At 70.6% G+C, this 16,665-nt stretch carries 12 protein-coding genes; 4 read left to right on the top strand and 8 right to left on the bottom strand.

What is annotated here, in order from left to right:
- Positions 1 to 31: 31 nt before the first annotated feature.
- Complete coding sequence (locus tag KFLA_RS26390) at positions 32 to 2,293, bottom strand: rhamnogalacturonan lyase (protein WP_012922891.1); 2,262 nt, start codon at positions 2,291 to 2,293, stop codon at positions 32 to 34.
- A gap of 194 nt (positions 2,294 to 2,487) precedes the next feature.
- On the opposite strand from KFLA_RS26390, the gene KFLA_RS26395 reads away from it, so the two are divergent.
- Entirely contained in the window at positions 2,488 to 4,749 is a 2,262-nt protein-coding gene (locus KFLA_RS26395) for an FdhF/YdeP family oxidoreductase (RefSeq protein WP_012922892.1), read from the top strand.
- Here the strand turns inward: KFLA_RS26395 and KFLA_RS26400 are convergent.
- Positions 4,718 to 5,893: an MFS transporter gene (locus KFLA_RS26400; protein ID WP_012922893.1), complete on the bottom strand. Its 1,176-nt coding sequence runs from the start codon at positions 5,891 to 5,893 to the stop codon at positions 4,718 to 4,720. The genes KFLA_RS26395 and KFLA_RS26400 overlap by 32 nt on opposite strands.
- 107 nt (positions 5,894 to 6,000) lie before the next feature.
- Here KFLA_RS26400 and KFLA_RS26405 point away from each other — a divergent pair, with 107 nt between their 5' ends.
- Complete coding sequence (locus KFLA_RS26405) at positions 6,001 to 6,543, top strand: CGNR zinc finger domain-containing protein (protein WP_237706599.1); 543 nt, start codon at positions 6,001 to 6,003, stop codon at positions 6,541 to 6,543.
- 130 nt (positions 6,544 to 6,673) lie between these two features.
- Here the strand turns inward: KFLA_RS26405 and KFLA_RS26410 are convergent, their stop codons facing one another.
- Together KFLA_RS26410 and KFLA_RS26415 are read right to left on the bottom strand one after the other, a co-directional pair.
- Positions 6,674 to 8,899 (bottom strand): MMPL family transporter, encoded by a 2,226-nt coding sequence (locus KFLA_RS26410; RefSeq protein WP_012922895.1) that lies wholly within the window; start codon positions 8,897 to 8,899, stop codon positions 6,674 to 6,676.
- Between the two features lie 242 nt (positions 8,900 to 9,141).
- Complete coding sequence (locus KFLA_RS26415) at positions 9,142 to 9,678, bottom strand: M48 family metallopeptidase (RefSeq protein ID WP_012922896.1); 537 nt, start codon at positions 9,676 to 9,678, stop codon at positions 9,142 to 9,144.
- A gap of 511 nt (positions 9,679 to 10,189) precedes the next feature.
- Here KFLA_RS26415 and KFLA_RS38475 point away from each other — a divergent pair.
- Together KFLA_RS38475 and KFLA_RS26420 are read left to right on the top strand one after the other, a co-directional pair.
- The gene (locus KFLA_RS38475) at positions 10,190 to 10,348 is read left to right on the top strand and encodes a DUF5679 domain-containing protein (protein WP_012922897.1); all 159 of its coding nucleotides are present in this window, start codon (positions 10,190 to 10,192) and stop codon (positions 10,346 to 10,348) included.
- A gap of 129 nt (positions 10,349 to 10,477) precedes the next feature.
- On the top strand, positions 10,478 to 11,794 hold the full coding sequence (locus tag KFLA_RS26420) for an ABC1 kinase family protein (protein ID WP_041289494.1): 1,317 nt from the start codon (positions 10,478 to 10,480) through the stop codon (positions 11,792 to 11,794).
- Between the two features lie 15 nt (positions 11,795 to 11,809).
- On the opposite strand, the gene KFLA_RS26425 is transcribed toward KFLA_RS26420, so the two are convergent.
- The 4 genes from KFLA_RS26425 to KFLA_RS26445 all read right to left on the bottom strand — a co-directional run bounded on the left by KFLA_RS26425 (position 11,810) and on the right by KFLA_RS26445 (position 16,564).
- Entirely contained in the window at positions 11,810 to 11,989 is a 180-nt protein-coding gene (locus KFLA_RS26425) for a hypothetical protein (RefSeq protein WP_012922899.1), read from the bottom strand.
- A 1,152-nt stretch (positions 11,990 to 13,141) separates the two neighbouring features.
- Positions 13,142 to 13,279 carry a hypothetical protein gene (locus KFLA_RS37610; RefSeq protein WP_012922901.1) on the bottom strand — a complete coding sequence of 46 codons (138 nt, stop codon included), beginning with the start codon at positions 13,277 to 13,279 and terminating at the stop codon, positions 13,142 to 13,144.
- Positions 13,280 to 13,390: 111 nt separating this feature from the next.
- Positions 13,391 to 13,678, bottom strand: a complete 288-nt coding sequence (locus tag KFLA_RS26435; protein ID WP_012922902.1) for a WhiB family transcriptional regulator — start codon at positions 13,676 to 13,678, stop codon at positions 13,391 to 13,393.
- Between the two features lie 762 nt (positions 13,679 to 14,440).
- Positions 14,441 to 16,564: an ATP-dependent DNA helicase UvrD2 gene (locus tag KFLA_RS26445; protein ID WP_012922904.1), complete on the bottom strand. Its 2,124-nt coding sequence runs from the start codon at positions 16,562 to 16,564 to the stop codon at positions 14,441 to 14,443.
- Positions 16,565 to 16,665 lie beyond the last annotated feature (101 nt).

The following is a 16,665-nucleotide window of genomic DNA, read 5'->3' on the forward strand; positions in this document are numbered from 1 at the left end:
CGACCGGAGTCCGCCGGCCGCCCCTCCGGCGTCACCTGCTGAGCGGCACCTTCGCCCAGTCGATGTCGGAGCCCAGGTAGAAGCTGGTGTACGACGGCTGGTTGTACGCCGTGTTCTGCCGCGCCACCTCCACCCGGTACTGCGGGTCGTGCATCAGCGTGTAGAGCTTGCGGTCGGTCAGCTCGGTGCTCAGGTAGATCCGGATCGCGCTGCTGTCGGCCGTGCGGACCAGAAGCTCCTCGCGCCAGTCACCGAGGACGTCCGCGACCAGCGACGGGTTGCCCTTGGTGCCGTTGTTCGTCAGCGTGCCGGTGGCGGTGAGCAGCGTGCCGCGTCGCCAGTCCTTGACGGTCGGCGTGACAGTCCCTGCGCCGTCCACGATCTGTGTGGTCATGTCAGCAGCCCAGCGGATGCTCTGGTTCGTGCCGGGGATCGCCGTACCGAGCGCATCGCCGTCCGCGGTGCGCAAGCGCGTCGCCCAGGTCTCCAGGCCGGGCTCCTCCGGCACGATGTCACCGACCATGCCTCGGCCGGTGTCGCGACCGGAGTACTCGCCGTAGATCACCTGACCGGTCCGGGCGTCGCGCAACGCGTACCCGTACGGCGCGGAGGTGGCGCCCTCGTGCACGGTGAAGATCTCCTGGCCCGGCCGCTGCGGGTCGATGTCGGTCACGTGCATCGCGTCGCCGTGCCCCAGCTTGGCGACTGCTCCGGGACTCGCGCTGCCCGGCGGCAGCACGTCCTTGGAGCTGTAGAGCACGCTGCCGTCGTCGTCGATGGTGGCGGAGCCGTAGACGATCTCCTGCCGGCCATCCAGGTCCACGTCGGCCGCGCTGAGCGAGTGGAACCCCTGCGTGGTGATCGACCCGTACTGCGGATCGGTGCCGTCGCGGCCGTGCGGGCTGTCGTTGAAGGGGTTCGTCATCGGGGTCCAGCCGCTGTCGACCGCCCAGCGCTTGGTGATCTTCCGGCCGTTCCACCCGTACGCCGCGAGCGTCGTACGGGTGTAGTAGCCGCGGGCGAAGACGGCGGAGGGGTGCGTGCCGTCCAGGTAGGCCACCCCGGCCAGGAAGCGGTCGACGCGGTTGCCGGGCTCGATCCGGGACATCGCGTAGTCGCCCCAGCGGAGCCCGTCGTCCGCACGGCCGGGCTCGTACCGGATGGTCTCCAGCTCCTTGCCGTCCGATCCGCGGAAGACGCTCAGGTACTCCGGTCCGCTCAGGATGAAGCCTTCGAAGGCCCTGAGCTGGTTCCGGGCGCTGCGGCCGGGGGCGTAGACGTCCATGAAGTAGTCGACGAGGGCGGTGGCGTCCGCGCGGGACAGCGGGTAGCTGTACTTGACCGGGATGCCGAAGGCCGCCTCCAGCGAGGCCGGCCACTGGCCACTCTTCACCTCGGGCTGCTGGTGCCACTGGAGGAACAGGTCGACCAGGTGTTCGTAGTAGTCGGTCCTGCTGACCCGGTAGTCGTCCTGGTGCGAGTAGCCGGCGCGGCGGTCCGCCTTCGGCATGGTGATGTAGCGCTCGGAGGTGACACGGCCGGAGCGGTCGTAGCGGATCACCTTGGTGCCCGGTGCGGTCTTGAGCATCGTCTCCGAGCGGCCGTCGCCGTCGAAGTCGTAGACCAGGAACTGGGTGTAGTGGGCGCCGGCCCGGATGTTCACGCCGAGGTCGAGCCGGTGCAGCAACGTGCCGTCGGCCTCGTAGGTGTCGACGAACACCTTGCCGGTGTAGCCGACCTGGGACACGTCCTTGGCGTTCGACGGGTTCCAGACCACGACGTACTCGTACTGGCCGTCGCCGTCCACGTCGCCGACGCTCAGGTCGTTGGCGGCGTAGGTGTAGGCCTCACCCGCCGGAGTGACGCCGTCAGCGGGCTTGCGCAGCGGCAGGTCGCGGTGGCCGCCGGTCCACGGGGACACCTCCGGACTGCGCTCCCGCTCGCGGCCGTTCACCAGGGACGTGACGCGATAACGGGAGGTCTGTGTGCCGTCGGGGTCGCGGTAGTTGGTGCTGTCGGTGACAGTGGCGATCCTGCGGCCGTCGCGGTACACGGCGAAGTTCGCGCCGGTCAGGCCGCGGCTGGAGTGGCCGGTCGCCTCCGGACCGAGCAGACGCCAACTCAGGAAGACGCCTTCGCTGGTCGTCGTGGCGACCAGTCCGCGATCGAGACGTTCCAGCTGCGGTCTGGTGTGCCCGGCGTGGGCGGCGGGCACGGCGGTAGCACCGGTGGCGAGTGTCAGGGCGGTGAGCAGGACGGCGGCTGGGCGCCACCGGACGGAAAAGATCGACATGGGCAGATCCTCGGCTTGCGGGCGGCAAACGCTTTCCTGGCACGCTAGGGTGCCGGTCGCCGCGCTGTCGAGAGATGTGTCCGCTATCGGCCGCCGGGTGCCGGCCCCGGATCGCGGCCCAGGCGCCGGCTATCGCACCCAAGGCGACTCCTATCAACCGCGCCTGTGCTGATAGGACGATTTATGGTTGAAGCATGGTCGACATCGAACAGCCGAAGAAGAAGGCGGCCGGCGTCCCGGCCGTGCTCTCGTCGTTCAAGTTCGGGCTGCGCGAGATGGGGCCGGCCCGCACCGGCAAGGTCTTCGCGAAGATGAACCAGGACGGCGGCTTCGACTGCCCCTCCTGCGCCTGGCCCGATCCCGACCACAAACGCAAGCACGCGGCCGAGTTCTGCGAGAACGGCGCCAAGGCGGTGGCCTGGGAGGCGACCCGCAAGCGGGTGCCGCGCAGCTTCTTCGCCGAGAACTCGATCGACGACCTGTTCCGGATCTCGGAGTACGAGCTGGGCAAGCTGGGCCGGATCACCGAGCCGCTGCTGCTGCGGGCCGGCGCCGACCACTACGAACCGGTCGGCTGGGACGAGGCGTTCGACGTGGTGGCCCGGCACCTGCGCGCCCTGGACTCGCCCGACGACGCCGTCTTCTACACCTCGGGCCGGACCAGCAACGAGGCCGCCTTCCTGTACCAGCTGCTGGTCCGCGCCTACGGCACCAACAACCTGCCGGACTGCTCGAACATGTGCCACGAGTCCTCCGGTACGGCGTTGACCCGGGTGATCGGCAGCGGCAAGGGCGCCGTCACGCTGGAGATGCTCGAAGAGGCCGAGCTGATCGTCGTGGTCGGCCAGAACCCCGGCACCAACGCGCCCCGGATGCTCAGCCACCTGGAGGTCGCGAAGAAGCACGGCGCCGACATCGTCTCGGTCAACCCGCTGCCCGAGCCCGGCCTGATGAACTTCAAGAACCCGCAGCGCCCGTCCGGCTGGGTCGGCAAGGGCACCGCGCTGGCCGATCAGCACCTGCAGATCCGGATCGGCGGCGACCAGGCCCTGTTCCTTGCCGTCGGCCACCTTTTGCTCGAGGCCGAGGCGGCCGCGCCGGGAACGGTGCTGGACAAGGAGTTCCTGGAGCGGCACACCAGCGGGTACGAGCTGTACGCCAAGCACAACGCGGAGCTCGACTGGCCGGCCGTCGAGCTGGCGACCGGGCTGAGCCGGGCCGAGATCGAGCAATTCACCCAACGGTTCCTGAAGTCCAAGGCGACCGTGATCTGCTGGGCGATGGGACTCACCCAGCACCGGGAGGCGGTCGCGACGATCACCGAGATCGTCAACGTCCTGCTGCTGCAGGGCAACATCGGCAAGCCCGGCGCCGGGCCGTGCCCGGTCCGCGGGCACTCCAACGTGCAGGGCGACCGCAGCATGGGCATCTGGGAGAAGATGCCGGAGTCCTTCCTGGAGCGGCTCGACAACGAGTTCGCCTTCACCGCACCGCGCGAGCACGGCGTCGACGCCACCGCGACGGTCCAGCGGCTGCGGGAGGGCTCGGTGCGGGTTTTCTTCGCGATGGGCGGCAACTTCGCGATGGCGACGCCGGACACCGCGGTCGTGCACCAGGGGTTGCGCGCGTGCGACCTGACCGTCCAGGTGTCGACCAAGCTGAACCGCTCGCACACCGTGACCGGGCGGGAGGCGCTGATCCTGCCGACTCTCGGCCGGACCGACCACGACCACACCGCGGCCGGACCGCAGTCGGTGACGGTCGAGGACTCCCAGGGCGCGGTGCACCTGTCGACCGGCAACCTGGTCCCGCCCGCGCCCGACCTGCTGTCGGAGGTGCAGATCGTCTGTGCGCTGGCGCAGCGGCTGGTGCCGGACGTCGGCGAGATCCCGTGGAGCGACTTCGCCAAGGACTACAGCCTGATCCGGCAGCGCATCGGCCGGACCTGCGACGGCTACGAGAACTTCGAGGACCGGCTGCGGGCGAACGAGGGCGGCTTCCTGCTCGCGCACGCGGCCCGGGACCACCGCGAGTTCAAGACGTCGGACGCGAAGGCGCAGTTCAGCGTGAACGACCTGACCTGGCTGCCGACCGAGCCCGGGCGGCTGCTGCTGCAGACGATGCGCAGCCATGACCAGTTCAACACCACGATCTACGGACTGGAGGACCGGTACCGCGGCGTGCACGGCACGCGCGACGTCGTCTTCGTGAACCCGGCCGACCTGGACGAGCTCGGCCTGCGGGACGGGCAGCTGGTCGACATCGTGAGCGAGTTCGCGGGCGTGGAGCGGCGGGCGCCGGGCTTCCGGCTGGTGTCGTACCCGACCGCCCGCGGCTGCGTCGCGGCGTACTACCCGGAGACCAACGTGCTGATGTCCGCGGACGACGTGGCGAAGGAGAGCAACACCCCGGTCGCCAAGGGGCTCACGGTCCGGCTGGAGCCAGCCGCCTCCTGAACCAGGGCTGCAGCACAGCCAGCGTCACGGCCGCCGCAGCGCTGGACAGCCACAGCCCCTCCGGACCGGCGTACTGCAGGAGCTGGGTCACGGTCAGCGGCGCCACGGTCGTCGCGATGCCCCAGCTCAGGCCGAACACAGCCAGGTACCGGCCCCGGCCGTGGCCGGGCGCGAGACCTGACGCTTGGGTGAGATAGCGCGTCAGGAGGAAGAGTTCGCCGACACTCCACAGCACAGTGGCAAGCAGGAACACGGTCATGTTCTGCGCGAAGGCGGTGACGACCAGGCCGGCGGCGAGCAGGCCGTAACCGATCGCGATCGACCGGAAGTCGTCGAGGGACTGCACGCGCAGAAAGCGCTGGGCCAGGATCAGGCTGGCGGCGGACACGGCCAGGATGAAGCCGGTCCCCGACTCCGGCAGGCCTTGCTCGAGCAGAGTGAGTGGCAGACCGATGATCACCTGCATGTAGATCGTCGCGAAGACGGTGCCGCCGGCCAGCAGCAGGAGCAGCCGACGGTCTCGCCACACCGCGACCGGAGGCGTCTGCCCGCCGTCCCGCCGTACGTCGGCCGGTAACGCGACCGCGACCAGAACGGCACAGGCCAAGCAGGTGATCGCGTCCGCGACGAACAGCCAGCGCAGGTCCCAGTGGCTGACCGCGGCAGCGAGCAGCCCGGCCAGGACGCCGGCCGCCGCCATCGCCGCACCGAGCAGCCCGTACGCCGCCGGCCGGTCCGCGGGCTCGGTGACGTCGGCGATCGTCGCCTGACTGGGCGGCTCGTAGATCTCGAAGGCCAGGCCGAGCAGCACGGTGGCGAGCACCACGGACCACAGCGTCGAGCTCAGCGCGATCCAGGCCTGGGCGACGGCGCAACTCGTCAGGCCCAGCACGATCGTGCGGCGGCGACCGAGACGGTCGGCGAGCTGACCGCCGAGCAGCCGGGACGGAACGGTCGCCGCACCGAAGACGGCCAGGATCAGCCCGGCCTCGCCGAGCGACGCCCCGAACTCGACGACGAGCACCACCCCGAGGAACGGCAGCGTGAACGCGCCGATCCGGTTGACCGCGCGGGCCACGACCAGGATCCACACCGCCCGGGACAGACCCCGCCAGGGGCCGGCCAGCGTCGCTGCAGCGCTCATCTCAACTCCATGACTGTCTAAAGCGGTATGGTCAGTCACGCACGACGGTGATGCTACGGAGGCGAAACATGACCGGTCAAGTGTCTTTTGATAGTCATACGCGGAATGTGCTGGCCGCTTCGGTCGAGTACGTCAACCGCCTGACGCCCGGGTACTCCGGCGGCGTACCGTTCGACGCGCCCGCCGACGCGGCGCAAGCCGTCTCCGATGCGCTGGCGGCGATCGGCTACCCACGGCCGTCGGTCCGTACGGCTGACGCGCGCCGGCTCGCGGCGCTGGCCGCGCGGATGCGCATCGTGTTCGAGGCGGCGCACAGCGGCGATCTCGACCGGGCCGCCGCGGAGATCAACGCACTGCTGCTCGACACCAACGCGCGGCCGCAGCTAGACCGCAGGGAGAACGGCTGGAGCCTGCACTTCCACGGGCCCGACGACGGCCTCGTCAACGGCTGGGCCGCCGGTTGCGCGGCCGGCCTGGCGCTCGCGGTGGGCAGCGAGCTCGCCGGCCGGCTGGGCGTGTGCGCAGCGCCGCAGTGCGACCGGGTCTTCGTCGACGTCTCCCGCAACGGCCAGCGCCGCTTCTGCTCACCGCAGTGCCAGAGCCGGGTCAAGGCGGCCGCTCACCGCGCCCGGCAGTCGCCGACCGAGTGACCCCCGGCCCTCGCCTGTGAAACCGGGACCTCGCCTGTGAAGCCGGGACCTCGCACCTGAAGCCGGGACCTCGGACAGGTTGTGTCCTGTCCGAGGTCCCGACTTGCTGGTCGAGGTCTCCGAGGCTGACTCAGCCGACCGGAGTCAGCTCACGCTCCTCCGGCGCCTGCGTGACCGCATGCTTCGGCGGCGTCCGCCGAAACCACTTCGGGGCCCACCAGTTCGCGTCGCCGAGCAGGATCATCGCAGCCGGCAGCACCACGGCCCGGATGATCGTCGCGTCGATCAGGATGGCGACCGCCAGGCCGACACCGAGTTGCTTCATGTCCAGCGTGCTCAGCGTGGCGAAGACCGCGAACACCCCGATCATCACCGCCGCCGCGCTGGTCACCACTCCGGCCGAGCTGGTGATGCCCTCGGCCACCGCCTGCCGGGTCGGCACCCCGCGCAGTACCGCCTCGCGGATCCGGCTGACCACGAACACGTGGTAGTCCATCGACAACCCGAACAGCACCACGAAGAGGAACAGTGGCAGCCACGACACCACCGCGCCGTTCGACCGGAAGTCCAGCAACCCCTCGGCCCAGGTGTTTTGAAACACCGCCGTCACCACCCCGTACGCCGCGCCGGCGCTGAGCAGGTTCAGCAGGATCGCGGTCACCGCGACCACCACGGACCGGAAGGTCACGATCATCACGATCATCGTCAGCAGCAGCACGAAGCCGATCACCAGCGGCAGCTTCGACCGGGTGTGCGCCGCGTAGTCCACGTCCGCCGCGACGAACCCGCCGACGGCGTACTCCGCGCCCGGCACCTGGCCGACCGTCGCCGGCATCAGCTCCTTGCGCAGCTTGGTCAGCGACTCCCGCGCCTGGTCACTGCCCCCCTCGTACGGCGTGGCCACCTCCAGCACGGTCACCGTGCGGTCCTGCGAGACCCGCGGCTGCTCCAACCCGTCCTGGGCGTACAGCGAATCGCTCTGCACCCGCTTGACCAGGTCGGTCACCGCCGCCTGGACCGCGGCCTGCTGGTCCGCCGGAGCGCGGACGGCGACCTGGTGGCTGGTGCCCGTGCTCGGGAACTCGGCGGTCAGCCGGTCGTACGCCTGCATGACCGCGGTGTCCCGCGGCAGGTCCTCGGTGCCCGGGAACTTCAGCGTCATGCCGAGCGCCGGGGCGGCGACCGCGAGCAGTGCGACGACGGAGACCGTCAGCGTGGCGACCGGGTGCTTCAACGCCGGCTTGAGCACGGCCGGCCAGAAGCGCGGAGCGTCGTTGCGAGCGGTGAGCCGCCACAGCAGCGGGATCCGCGGGCGGTCCACCCAGCGGCCGAGCTTGGCCAGCACGGCCGGCAGCACGGTCAGCGAGCCGACCACCGCGACCGCGACGACCAGGATCGAGCCGACCGCGAACGAGGAGAACACCGCGTCCCGGGCCAGGAACAACCCGGCCATCGAGATGATCACCGCCGTACCGGAGACCACGACGGCGTGGCCGGAGGTCGCCGCGGCGATCTCGACCGCGTCCACGTGGCCGCGGCCCTTGGCCCGTTCCTCACGCTCCCGGCGCAGGTAGAACAACGAGTAGTCGACGCCGACCGCCATGCCGATCAGCAGGATGACGCTGTTGACCGCGTCCACCGCCGGTACCAGCTGCGACGCCGCGGCCGACAGCCCGATCGCCGCGGCGACGGCGGACAGGGCCAGCACCAACGGCACCGAGGCCGCGATCAGCGCGCCGAACGCGACCAGCAGGATCGCCAGCGTGATCGGCAGGCTGAACATCTCGGCCCGCTTGAAGTCCTCCCCCAGCGTCTCCTCGAGCGCCTTGCCGATCGACTCGCCGCCGACCTGCTCGACCCGGACGTCCGGATGGTCCTGCTGGACCTTCGCGGTGGTGTCCAGCAACGGCTGGACCCGGTTCTCGTCGTCGCCGTCCTTCAGGGTGACCCTGACGATCAGCGCTTCCTTGCTCGGCGCGAGGATCGGCTGGGCGACGTCCGCGACCCCACCGAGGGCGCGCATCCGCTCCGTCACGACCTTCGCCACCTGCTGGGCCTCGGCCTGGTCGAGCTTGCCGTCCCGGGGCGTGATCAGCACGCTCTCGACGTCGGGATCGGCGAAGTCGCCGGATTTCACGATCGCGTCGGCGCGGGTCACCTCGCCGATGTCGCCCTCGTTGTCGGACTCCTTGGTCCCGGTGAACGAGCCGAGCGCGAAGCACGCCGCGACCACGACCACCCACATGCCGATCGCCCGCCACGGATGGGTCGCGCTCCACCGCGCCACCCGGACCGTCAGCTGGCCCCCCGCTCGACCGGCCCGGCCGTCGGCCCGGCTTCTCGTCTGACCCCTCATCTGGCTTCCTACCCCTCTGCGCCCCCACCGGCGCCCCACCAGCGGGGCCTGACGCCGCCGCTGCGATGGCCTCAGCCTCCCGTTCGGGACACCGCCGCGACCATGCAGGAGACCACCGACTTCACCCTGGGGTCAGCCCCACCCGCCCCTGGGCGAAACCCCAGGGGCACCCCTGCGGCGCGCCTCCGGACGGCGTACTGCGCGCGCCCGCGCCGCCGGACTCGCGGGCGGGAGGGCTGGAATCAGAAGTCGTCGAGCGTGAGGCCGGCGGCGGCGGAGACACCTTCGAGATAGCCTTCGGCGCGCTCGGCCTTGGGGTAGCGGTGGACCAGTTCCCAGAAGGCGGCGTTGTGCGAGGCCTCGACCAGGTGGGCCAGCTCGTGCACCAGCACGTAGTCGACCACCCAGGTCGGCATCGACTGCAGCCGGGTCGACAACCGGATCGAGCGGTCCGCCGGAGTGCAGGAACCCCACCGTCTGTTTTGGTTCGAAACCCAGCGGACAGACGCAGGTTCGGGCACCTCGGGGAGGTGGCGACACGCTAGTTCGTGTGCTCTGGCCAACAATTTTTCGTCCGACACGCGGGACTTGCTGCGCTGCCGCTCGAGCCGCTGGAGCATGGTTTCCACCCAGCGCGCCTCCTCCGCGGCGGACAGCCGGTCGGGCATCAGCACGACCACCCGTTCGCCGTCGCGGTACGCGCTCACGGTCCGCTTGCGCCGCTTGCTGCGCCGGATGTCGACGTACGGCGGGATCGGGCGCGGTGGAGAGTCGGCCATAGGGCAAACCGTAGCGCCCGAATCCCCCAACTTTCTTCCGTCCACATCCTGTGCACGGACGTTTTCGCAGGTCAGACCGCTTCTGGCGAGACGCTGGACGTCCGTTGTTCACATCCTGTTCCCCCGTCCGTCCACAGCGTCGTCCGGCGCGCCCCACAGGTTGCCCACAGGGTTATCCACAGGGGTGGACAACCCGGACTTGCCAGCGCGCCGGGCGCCTTCTAGCGTCGGTGGCAACAGGCTCCCGGATTGCCTCCGGGGCTGCTCGGAGGGGAAGCCGAGCGGTTCCGCAGGCGGATCACCGGGAGCCTGTTCCGTGCCGGGACCGATCTCGGAAAAGGGTTTCCACGCGGCACGCGGACCGACAGGTGCGCTTGAGCCACGCTCAGCCTGCCGTAGGGTGAATCCCGACTGGGCCGAACGGCCTCACGGCAGGACGGTCTGCCGTTAGCATCCACGACGGCCTGGGACGAAACGTCCCGGCTGGTATCAGAGCAAGGAGAGGGCCCTCATGGCAGAGACCTGGAGCGGCGAGTTCTACTGCGTCAAGTGCAAGGCCAAGCGCACCGCCGACGGCGAGGTCAAGGTCAACGACAAGGGCACGCGCATGGCCAAGGCCAAGTGCCCCGAGTGCGGTACGAACCTGAACCGGATCCTCGGCAAGGCCTGACGCACCAAGTCGTAGGGGCGGTGGTCCGGCTTCGGCCGGGCCACCGCCCCTCGTCGTCCGGCGGCCGATCGGGGACGCGCCGGCGCCCCCGCCGGGGTGCGCATTTGGGTCGACCGACAGAATGGGGACGTGTCCGACCTCCCCCGCAAGGCGCTGAGCCGTACCGCGAAGCTCGCCAGCCTCCCGCTCGGTGCCGCCGGGCGCGCGACGCTCGGGCTGGGCAAACGGATCGGCGGTGCGCCCGCCGAGGCGGTGATGGCCGAGTTCCAGCGCCGGACCGCCGACCAGCTGTTCTCCGTCCTGGGCGAGCTCAAGGGCGGCGCGATGAAGTTCGGCCAGATGCTGAGCCTGATGGAATCCGCGATGCCGGAGGAGTTCGCGGCGCCGTACCGGGCGACACTGACGAAACTGCAGGACTCCGCACCACCGATGCCGGCCGCGACCGTGCACACGATCCTGTCCCGCGAGCTCGGCAAGCGCTGGCGCGACCGGTTCACCGAGTTCGACGACAAGCCGGCCGCCGCCGCGTCGATCGGCCAGGTGCACCGGGGCGTGCTCAAGGACGGCCGCGAGGTCGCGGTGAAGCTGCAGTACCCCGGTGCCGCGGAGGCGCTGCGGGCCGACCTGCGCCAGCTCGGCCGGTTCGCCCGGACGTTCGGCACGATGGTGCCCGGCCTCGACATGAAGCCGCTGATCGCGGAGCTGCAGGAGCGGATCGGCGAGGAGCTCGACTACGACCGCGAGGCCCAGGCGCAGCAGCAGTACGCCGACGCGTTCAAGGGGCACCCCGAGTTCCTGGTGCCGCGGGTGGTGAAGCACTCCCCCACCGTGATCGTGTCCGAGTGGATCGAGGGCCGGCCACTGTCGTCGGTGATCGCCGACGGCACCCAGCAGGAGCGCGACGAGATCGGGCTGAAGTACGTCCGGTTCATGTTCAGCGGTCCCCGGCTGGCCGGGCTGCTGCACTCCGACCCGCACCCGGGCAACTTCCGGGTCCTGGAGGACGGCCGGCTCGGCGTGGTCGACTTCGGACTCTGCGCCCGGCTGCCCGACGGCCTACCGCCGGCGATCGGTCAGCTACTGCGCATCTCGCTGAACGGCGACGGCGCGGCGGTGCTCGAAGGCCTGCGCGCCGAAGGCTTCATCAAGCCGCGGATGGAGATCGACCCGGACCAGCTGATGGACTACCTGGCCCCGTTCGCGGAGCCGGCCCGCGCCGACACGTTCCAGTTCAGCCGCGCCTGGATGCGCGAGCAGGCAAACCGCACCGGCGACTTCCGCTCCCCCAACGCGTCCCTGGCGCTGCGGCTCAACATGCCGCCGTCGTACCTGCTCATCCACCGCGTCTGGATCGGCGGCATCGCCGTGCTGTCCCAGCTGGAGGCCAAAGCGCCGTTCCGCGAGGTGCTGGAGGAGTTCCTGCCCGGCTTCACCGACGAGGACTAGGCACGGCCCTGAGCCTCACCACCAGGCGCTGTCGAGCTTGCCCTCGATGCTGCGGACGTTCTCCCGGGCGCAGCGGTCGCAGTACACGAGCCGACGGCCGTTCTCGACCGACGTCATCCAGGTGATCGGTACGTCGCCGCCCTCTGCCCGCTGACCACAGAGCGCGCAGACCGGCGCCGCGTCAGGCGCGGACACGGTTGCTGTCCTTCGAGAACATGGCGGAGATCGTACTCTTCGGCGGACGGTCGGGCGGAGGGCCGGATCACTGCGTCGAAGCGGCGCCGACAACAACCCGCCCAGCCGAAGCCTCGCCGCGCCGAAGCCCCGCCTAGGGAAAGCGTCGCCGAGGCGAGCACCGGCCCGCTGAAGCGCTGCCGAGGCGAGCGCCGCCTCGACCGAAGCGCTGCCGCGGCCGGCACCGGCCCGCACCGACCCGGCCGAAGCGTCGCCGATGCCAGCCCCGACCCGGCCGAAGCGCTGCCGCGGCCAGCCCCGGCTTGGACTACGCGTCGGCCCGGCCTGCTGACGGGATCGCCCCGGCCCAGCGCATCTGAGGGGAGATCCCCTCAGCAGGTGGGTTCTCCCTCGGTTTGTCCGGCCCATAAGCCACAACTTGGAGGGTTCTCCCCCGAAGTGGTGGCCTCGGCTGGATGCGGGGAGGTGCAGCTTCGGCGTGCGCGCCAGTTCGGAGCGGACCACAGGCGCCCAACCTCACCGCCCGGCCACGACCTCGACGCCGACACGGTAGGTGCGCCGCTCGCCCGACTCGACCCGGCGACCGACGTAACCAGCCGAGCGACGCCGCCCCGCCGCCCACGGCGAATGACCTCGCACCCCGCGACCACCGTCTCTCGCCAACCGGACGACGCAGGAGCCCGCGCTCCGGGTGGGCGGGAGCAGTCCCCGCGCTCCGGGTGGGCGGGAGCAGTCCCCGCGCTCCGGGTGGGCGGGAGCAGTCCCCGCGCTCCGGGTGGGTAGGAGCAGTCCCCGCGCGAGCGACAGCGAGCAGAAGCGGGACTGCGTGGGCCGAAGTACCAGCCGACAAACAGGAAGTACCAGCCGACAAACAGCACGAAGGGCGGCATCCGAACTGGATGCCGCCCCTCGGGCAGCTCGGGCGTGCAGCGCTCCGTCCCCTGTGCCGGGGCTGCACGGCGAGCTGGGATGCGGTCGCCCGCGGCGGCAGGTGGGCCGCCGCGGGAGGACCGCCCTGTGCCGGGGCGGTCGACCGCGAGGTTCGGGCGGACGCGGCGTGGTGGAGATCGGCTCCGGCCGCGTCAGCCGGTGTGCTGGTCGCCGGCCGGCCGGACCGTCGTGGTCCGGCCGGTGGATCGGCGTCCGGGTGGATCAGACCAGGCGGGCGAGGGTGAGGCGCGCTTTTGCGCTGGCCCTCTCCGCGCGCCGGGTGGCCCGCTCGGCTTGCTTCTGCGCCTTGACGAGCTGGCTCGACAGACGGAAGCGCCGGTTCTGCTCGGCGTCGTTCATCCTAGATCGACAGTGAGCACGGGCGAGGTCTTCTGGCAGTAGGTTCATCTGAATGCTCCTGGCAGTCTGGTTCGGGTTCATGGCTGGTGTCTCGATTTCTTGGGGCGGATGTCAGGCAGCGGTCACGGTGTCGCTCTTGCGGGGACGTCCACGGGGCCGCTTGCGCGGAACCACCACTCCCTGGACGAACAGCTCCCCACCCCACACTCCCCACGGCTCGGAGCGCTCGAGCGCGCCGGCCAGGCACTCCGCCTTCAGCGGGCACGTGGTGCACAGAGACTTGGCGTACTCGACGTCCGCCGGGGACTCTGCGAAGAAAAGCTCGGGCGCGTAGGACCGACAGGGCAGGTCCTGCGACGCGGCCACCTCGGTGAATGCATCGAGGAAGCTCACGCTCATTCCGGTCACCTCCTAGTGACTGTCTTGCTGATCTCTTGTCGTCCGAACCGACCACCGGTTGATGGCCGGCAAACTTGGGCTGACAAACAAAAGGGCCGCGGGACCCTTGGTGGGTTCCGCGGCCTCGGAGGTGCCGGCTGACTTCGAGAGTCAGACCGGTGGACTCCAAGATCGAGAACCCGAACCGCCACGCTTCACATCGCCGACAGCTCCGCCCTGGATCGGGGCGACAGCGGTGGCCGTGAGGACAACGGTCTCGACGTGCAGACGCGAGACGGCACCCGGGATCTGGGCACACGGCAGCGCAGCGCCGACGAACTTCGGCTTCATGATCATGTTCGTCATCATTTCCAGGGCACCTCCTCTCGTTGTCGCGAACGGGCGGCAAGCTCGGTCGCTGTAGTTTGAAGTTTTCGGCCACACCCGTGACCGCAGAAAGAACAGTACGCCGAGGCGCGCGAGGGCTGCAAACTATTTATCGCCAGTTTGCGAAGTTGGCCGGAAGTTGCCGCCGGACAGGCGGGAACTTGTCGCCGGCGCACCGTCCGGCACGCTCCGGGGCGTGTCCGGCACCCTCCGGGATCGTTGCCTCTGTCACCTAAATGCCACGGGCGCGGAGCGCGTCTGCTGTCAGCAGAAACGTCTGCACTACTGTGCGCCGCGGACCGCCAAGCCTGCAAGAGATTTCCGGCCGTTGCCCGGGGTCCCTCTCCCGACATCTGCCGCACACCGGCAGACGCTGAAGGACAGTTCAGGTTTGCATTACTGACGAGTGCAGATAGTGATCACCGGTTCGCCGTACTTCGTCAGCTTGGTCCGGCCGATGCCGGGAATGCGCAGCAACTCCCGCTCGTCGGTCGGACGGGCCTCGGCGATCGCGGTCAGGGTGGCGTCGGTGAACACCACGAACGCCGGCATGTTCTCCTCTGCGGCCCGCTCGGCCCGCCACTCGAACAACGCGTCGTACAGCTTCTGGTCCATCTGCGACGGGCAGTCCTCGCACCGGCCGAGCTTGCGGGCGCCGGCCTCGAGCAGGCCGCGGCCGCAGACCCGGCACTTCGGGATCGGCTTGTCGGACCGCTCCCGCCCGGTCCGTCCCGGCGACGGCTGCCACTCCGAGGCGGGCCGGGTCGCGCCGCGGACGCCGACCGGGTCCAGGAACCGGGTCGGGCCGCGCTGACCGCGTCCGCCCGGCGAGCGCGACGTCGACCAGCTGATGAACAGCTGCCGCTTGGCCCGGGTCACCCCGACGTAGAACAGCCGGCGCTCCTCCTCGACCTGCGCGGGCGTCTGGGCGTAGCTGATCGGCAGCGTGCCCTCGTGCGCGCCGACGATGAACACGCACTCCCACTCCAGACCCTTCGCCGTGTGCAGCGTGGCGAGCGTGACGCCCTCGGCGAGCGGCGCGTGCTGGATCGACGCCCGCCGGTCGAGCTCGGCCATCAGGTCGGCCAGCCCGGCCTCGGGGTGCGCGGCCGCGAAGTCCGAGGTCATCGTCACCAGCGCGCTCAGCGACTCCCAGCGGTCCCGGACCGCGCCCTTGCCGGCCGGCGGCTCGGGACTCCAGCCGGCGCCGGCCAGGACGCCGCGCACCGTCTCCTCCAGGTCGTCACCCGGGTCGCCCGCCTTGACCTGGCCGCGCAGCAGCATCGCCGCCTGCCGGATCTCGGTGCGCTCGAAGAACCGCTCGGCGCCCTTCAGCACCGCCGGGATCTTCCGCTCGGCGAGCGCCTGCTCGAAGTTCTCCGACTGGGCGTTGGTCCGGAAGAGCACCGCGATGTCGCGCAGCGCCGTACCGCCGTCCTTGAGGCGCTGGATCGCGCGGGCGACGGCGTCGGCCTCAGCGACCTCGTCGGAGTACTCGCGGTACGTCGGCTCCGGGCCCGGCTCGAGCTGGGAGCGCAGGGTGACCCGGCCGGGCAGTCCGGCCGAGCCGGTGGCGTCGAGCACCTTGTTCGCCACGTCGACGATCTGCGGCGTCGACCGGTAGTCGCGGACCAGCTTGACCACGGTCGCGTTCGGGTGCTTGGAGGCGAAGCGGACCAGGTTCTCCGGGTCGGCGCCGGCCCAGGAGTAGATGGTCTGGGCCGGGTCGCCGACCACGCAGACGTCGTCGCGGCCGCCGAGCCACAGGTTGAGCAGGCTCTGCTGCAGCGGGCTGACGTCCTGGTACTCGTCGACGACGAACGTGCGGTACTGGCGGCGGATCTCGGCCGCGACCCGCTCGTCCTCGGCCAGCAGGGCGACCGCGCAGAGCAGCACGTCCTCCAGGTCGATCCGGCCGCGCTCCAGCTTCACGTCCTCGTAGGCCGCGAAGATCCGCGCGATCGTGGCCGGGTCGAACGCGGCCAGCGCGCGGCCGGACCGGGGCGCGATCCGGGCGTAGTCGTCGGGCCGGACGTTGCTCACCTTCGCCCACTCGACCTCACCGGCCAGGTCGCGCAGCGCGGGCGTGTCCACCCGGACCCGGCAGCGCCCGGCCGCCTCGGTCAGCAGCGGGAACTTGCGGTCCGCGATCGGGGGCAGCTCGGAGCCGTACACCTTCGGCCAGAAGAACCTCGCCTGGCGCAGCGCGGCCGAGTGGAACGTGCGGGCCTGGACGCCGTCCGCGCCGAGCTGGGCGAGCCGGCCGCGCATCTCGCCGGCGGCGCGCTGGGTGAAGGTCACCGCGAGCACCCGGACCGGGTCGTACGTACCGGTGCGCACGCCGTACGCGATGCGGTGGGTGATCGCGCGGGTCTTGCCCGTGCCGGCCCCGGCCATCACCACGACCGGTCCGTGCAGGGCGGTGGCGACGGCGCGCTGCTCGGGGTCGAGGGCCTCGAGCAGGGCGTCGGCCGACCGGCTCGAGGCGACCTGTGTGATATCGCTCACGGGCTGAGACATGCGGGAACAGGACCCCTGTCGCTGTGGTTCTTCGCTAGGACGGGTCAACCCTAGACGGGCCGGCGGACAGCTTCGCGGCCCGGCCACGACAGAGACGGAGC

It is taken from the genome of Kribbella flavida DSM 17836 (genome assembly GCF_000024345.1).
Classification (GTDB): domain Bacteria; phylum Actinomycetota; class Actinomycetes; order Propionibacteriales; family Kribbellaceae; genus Kribbella; species Kribbella flavida.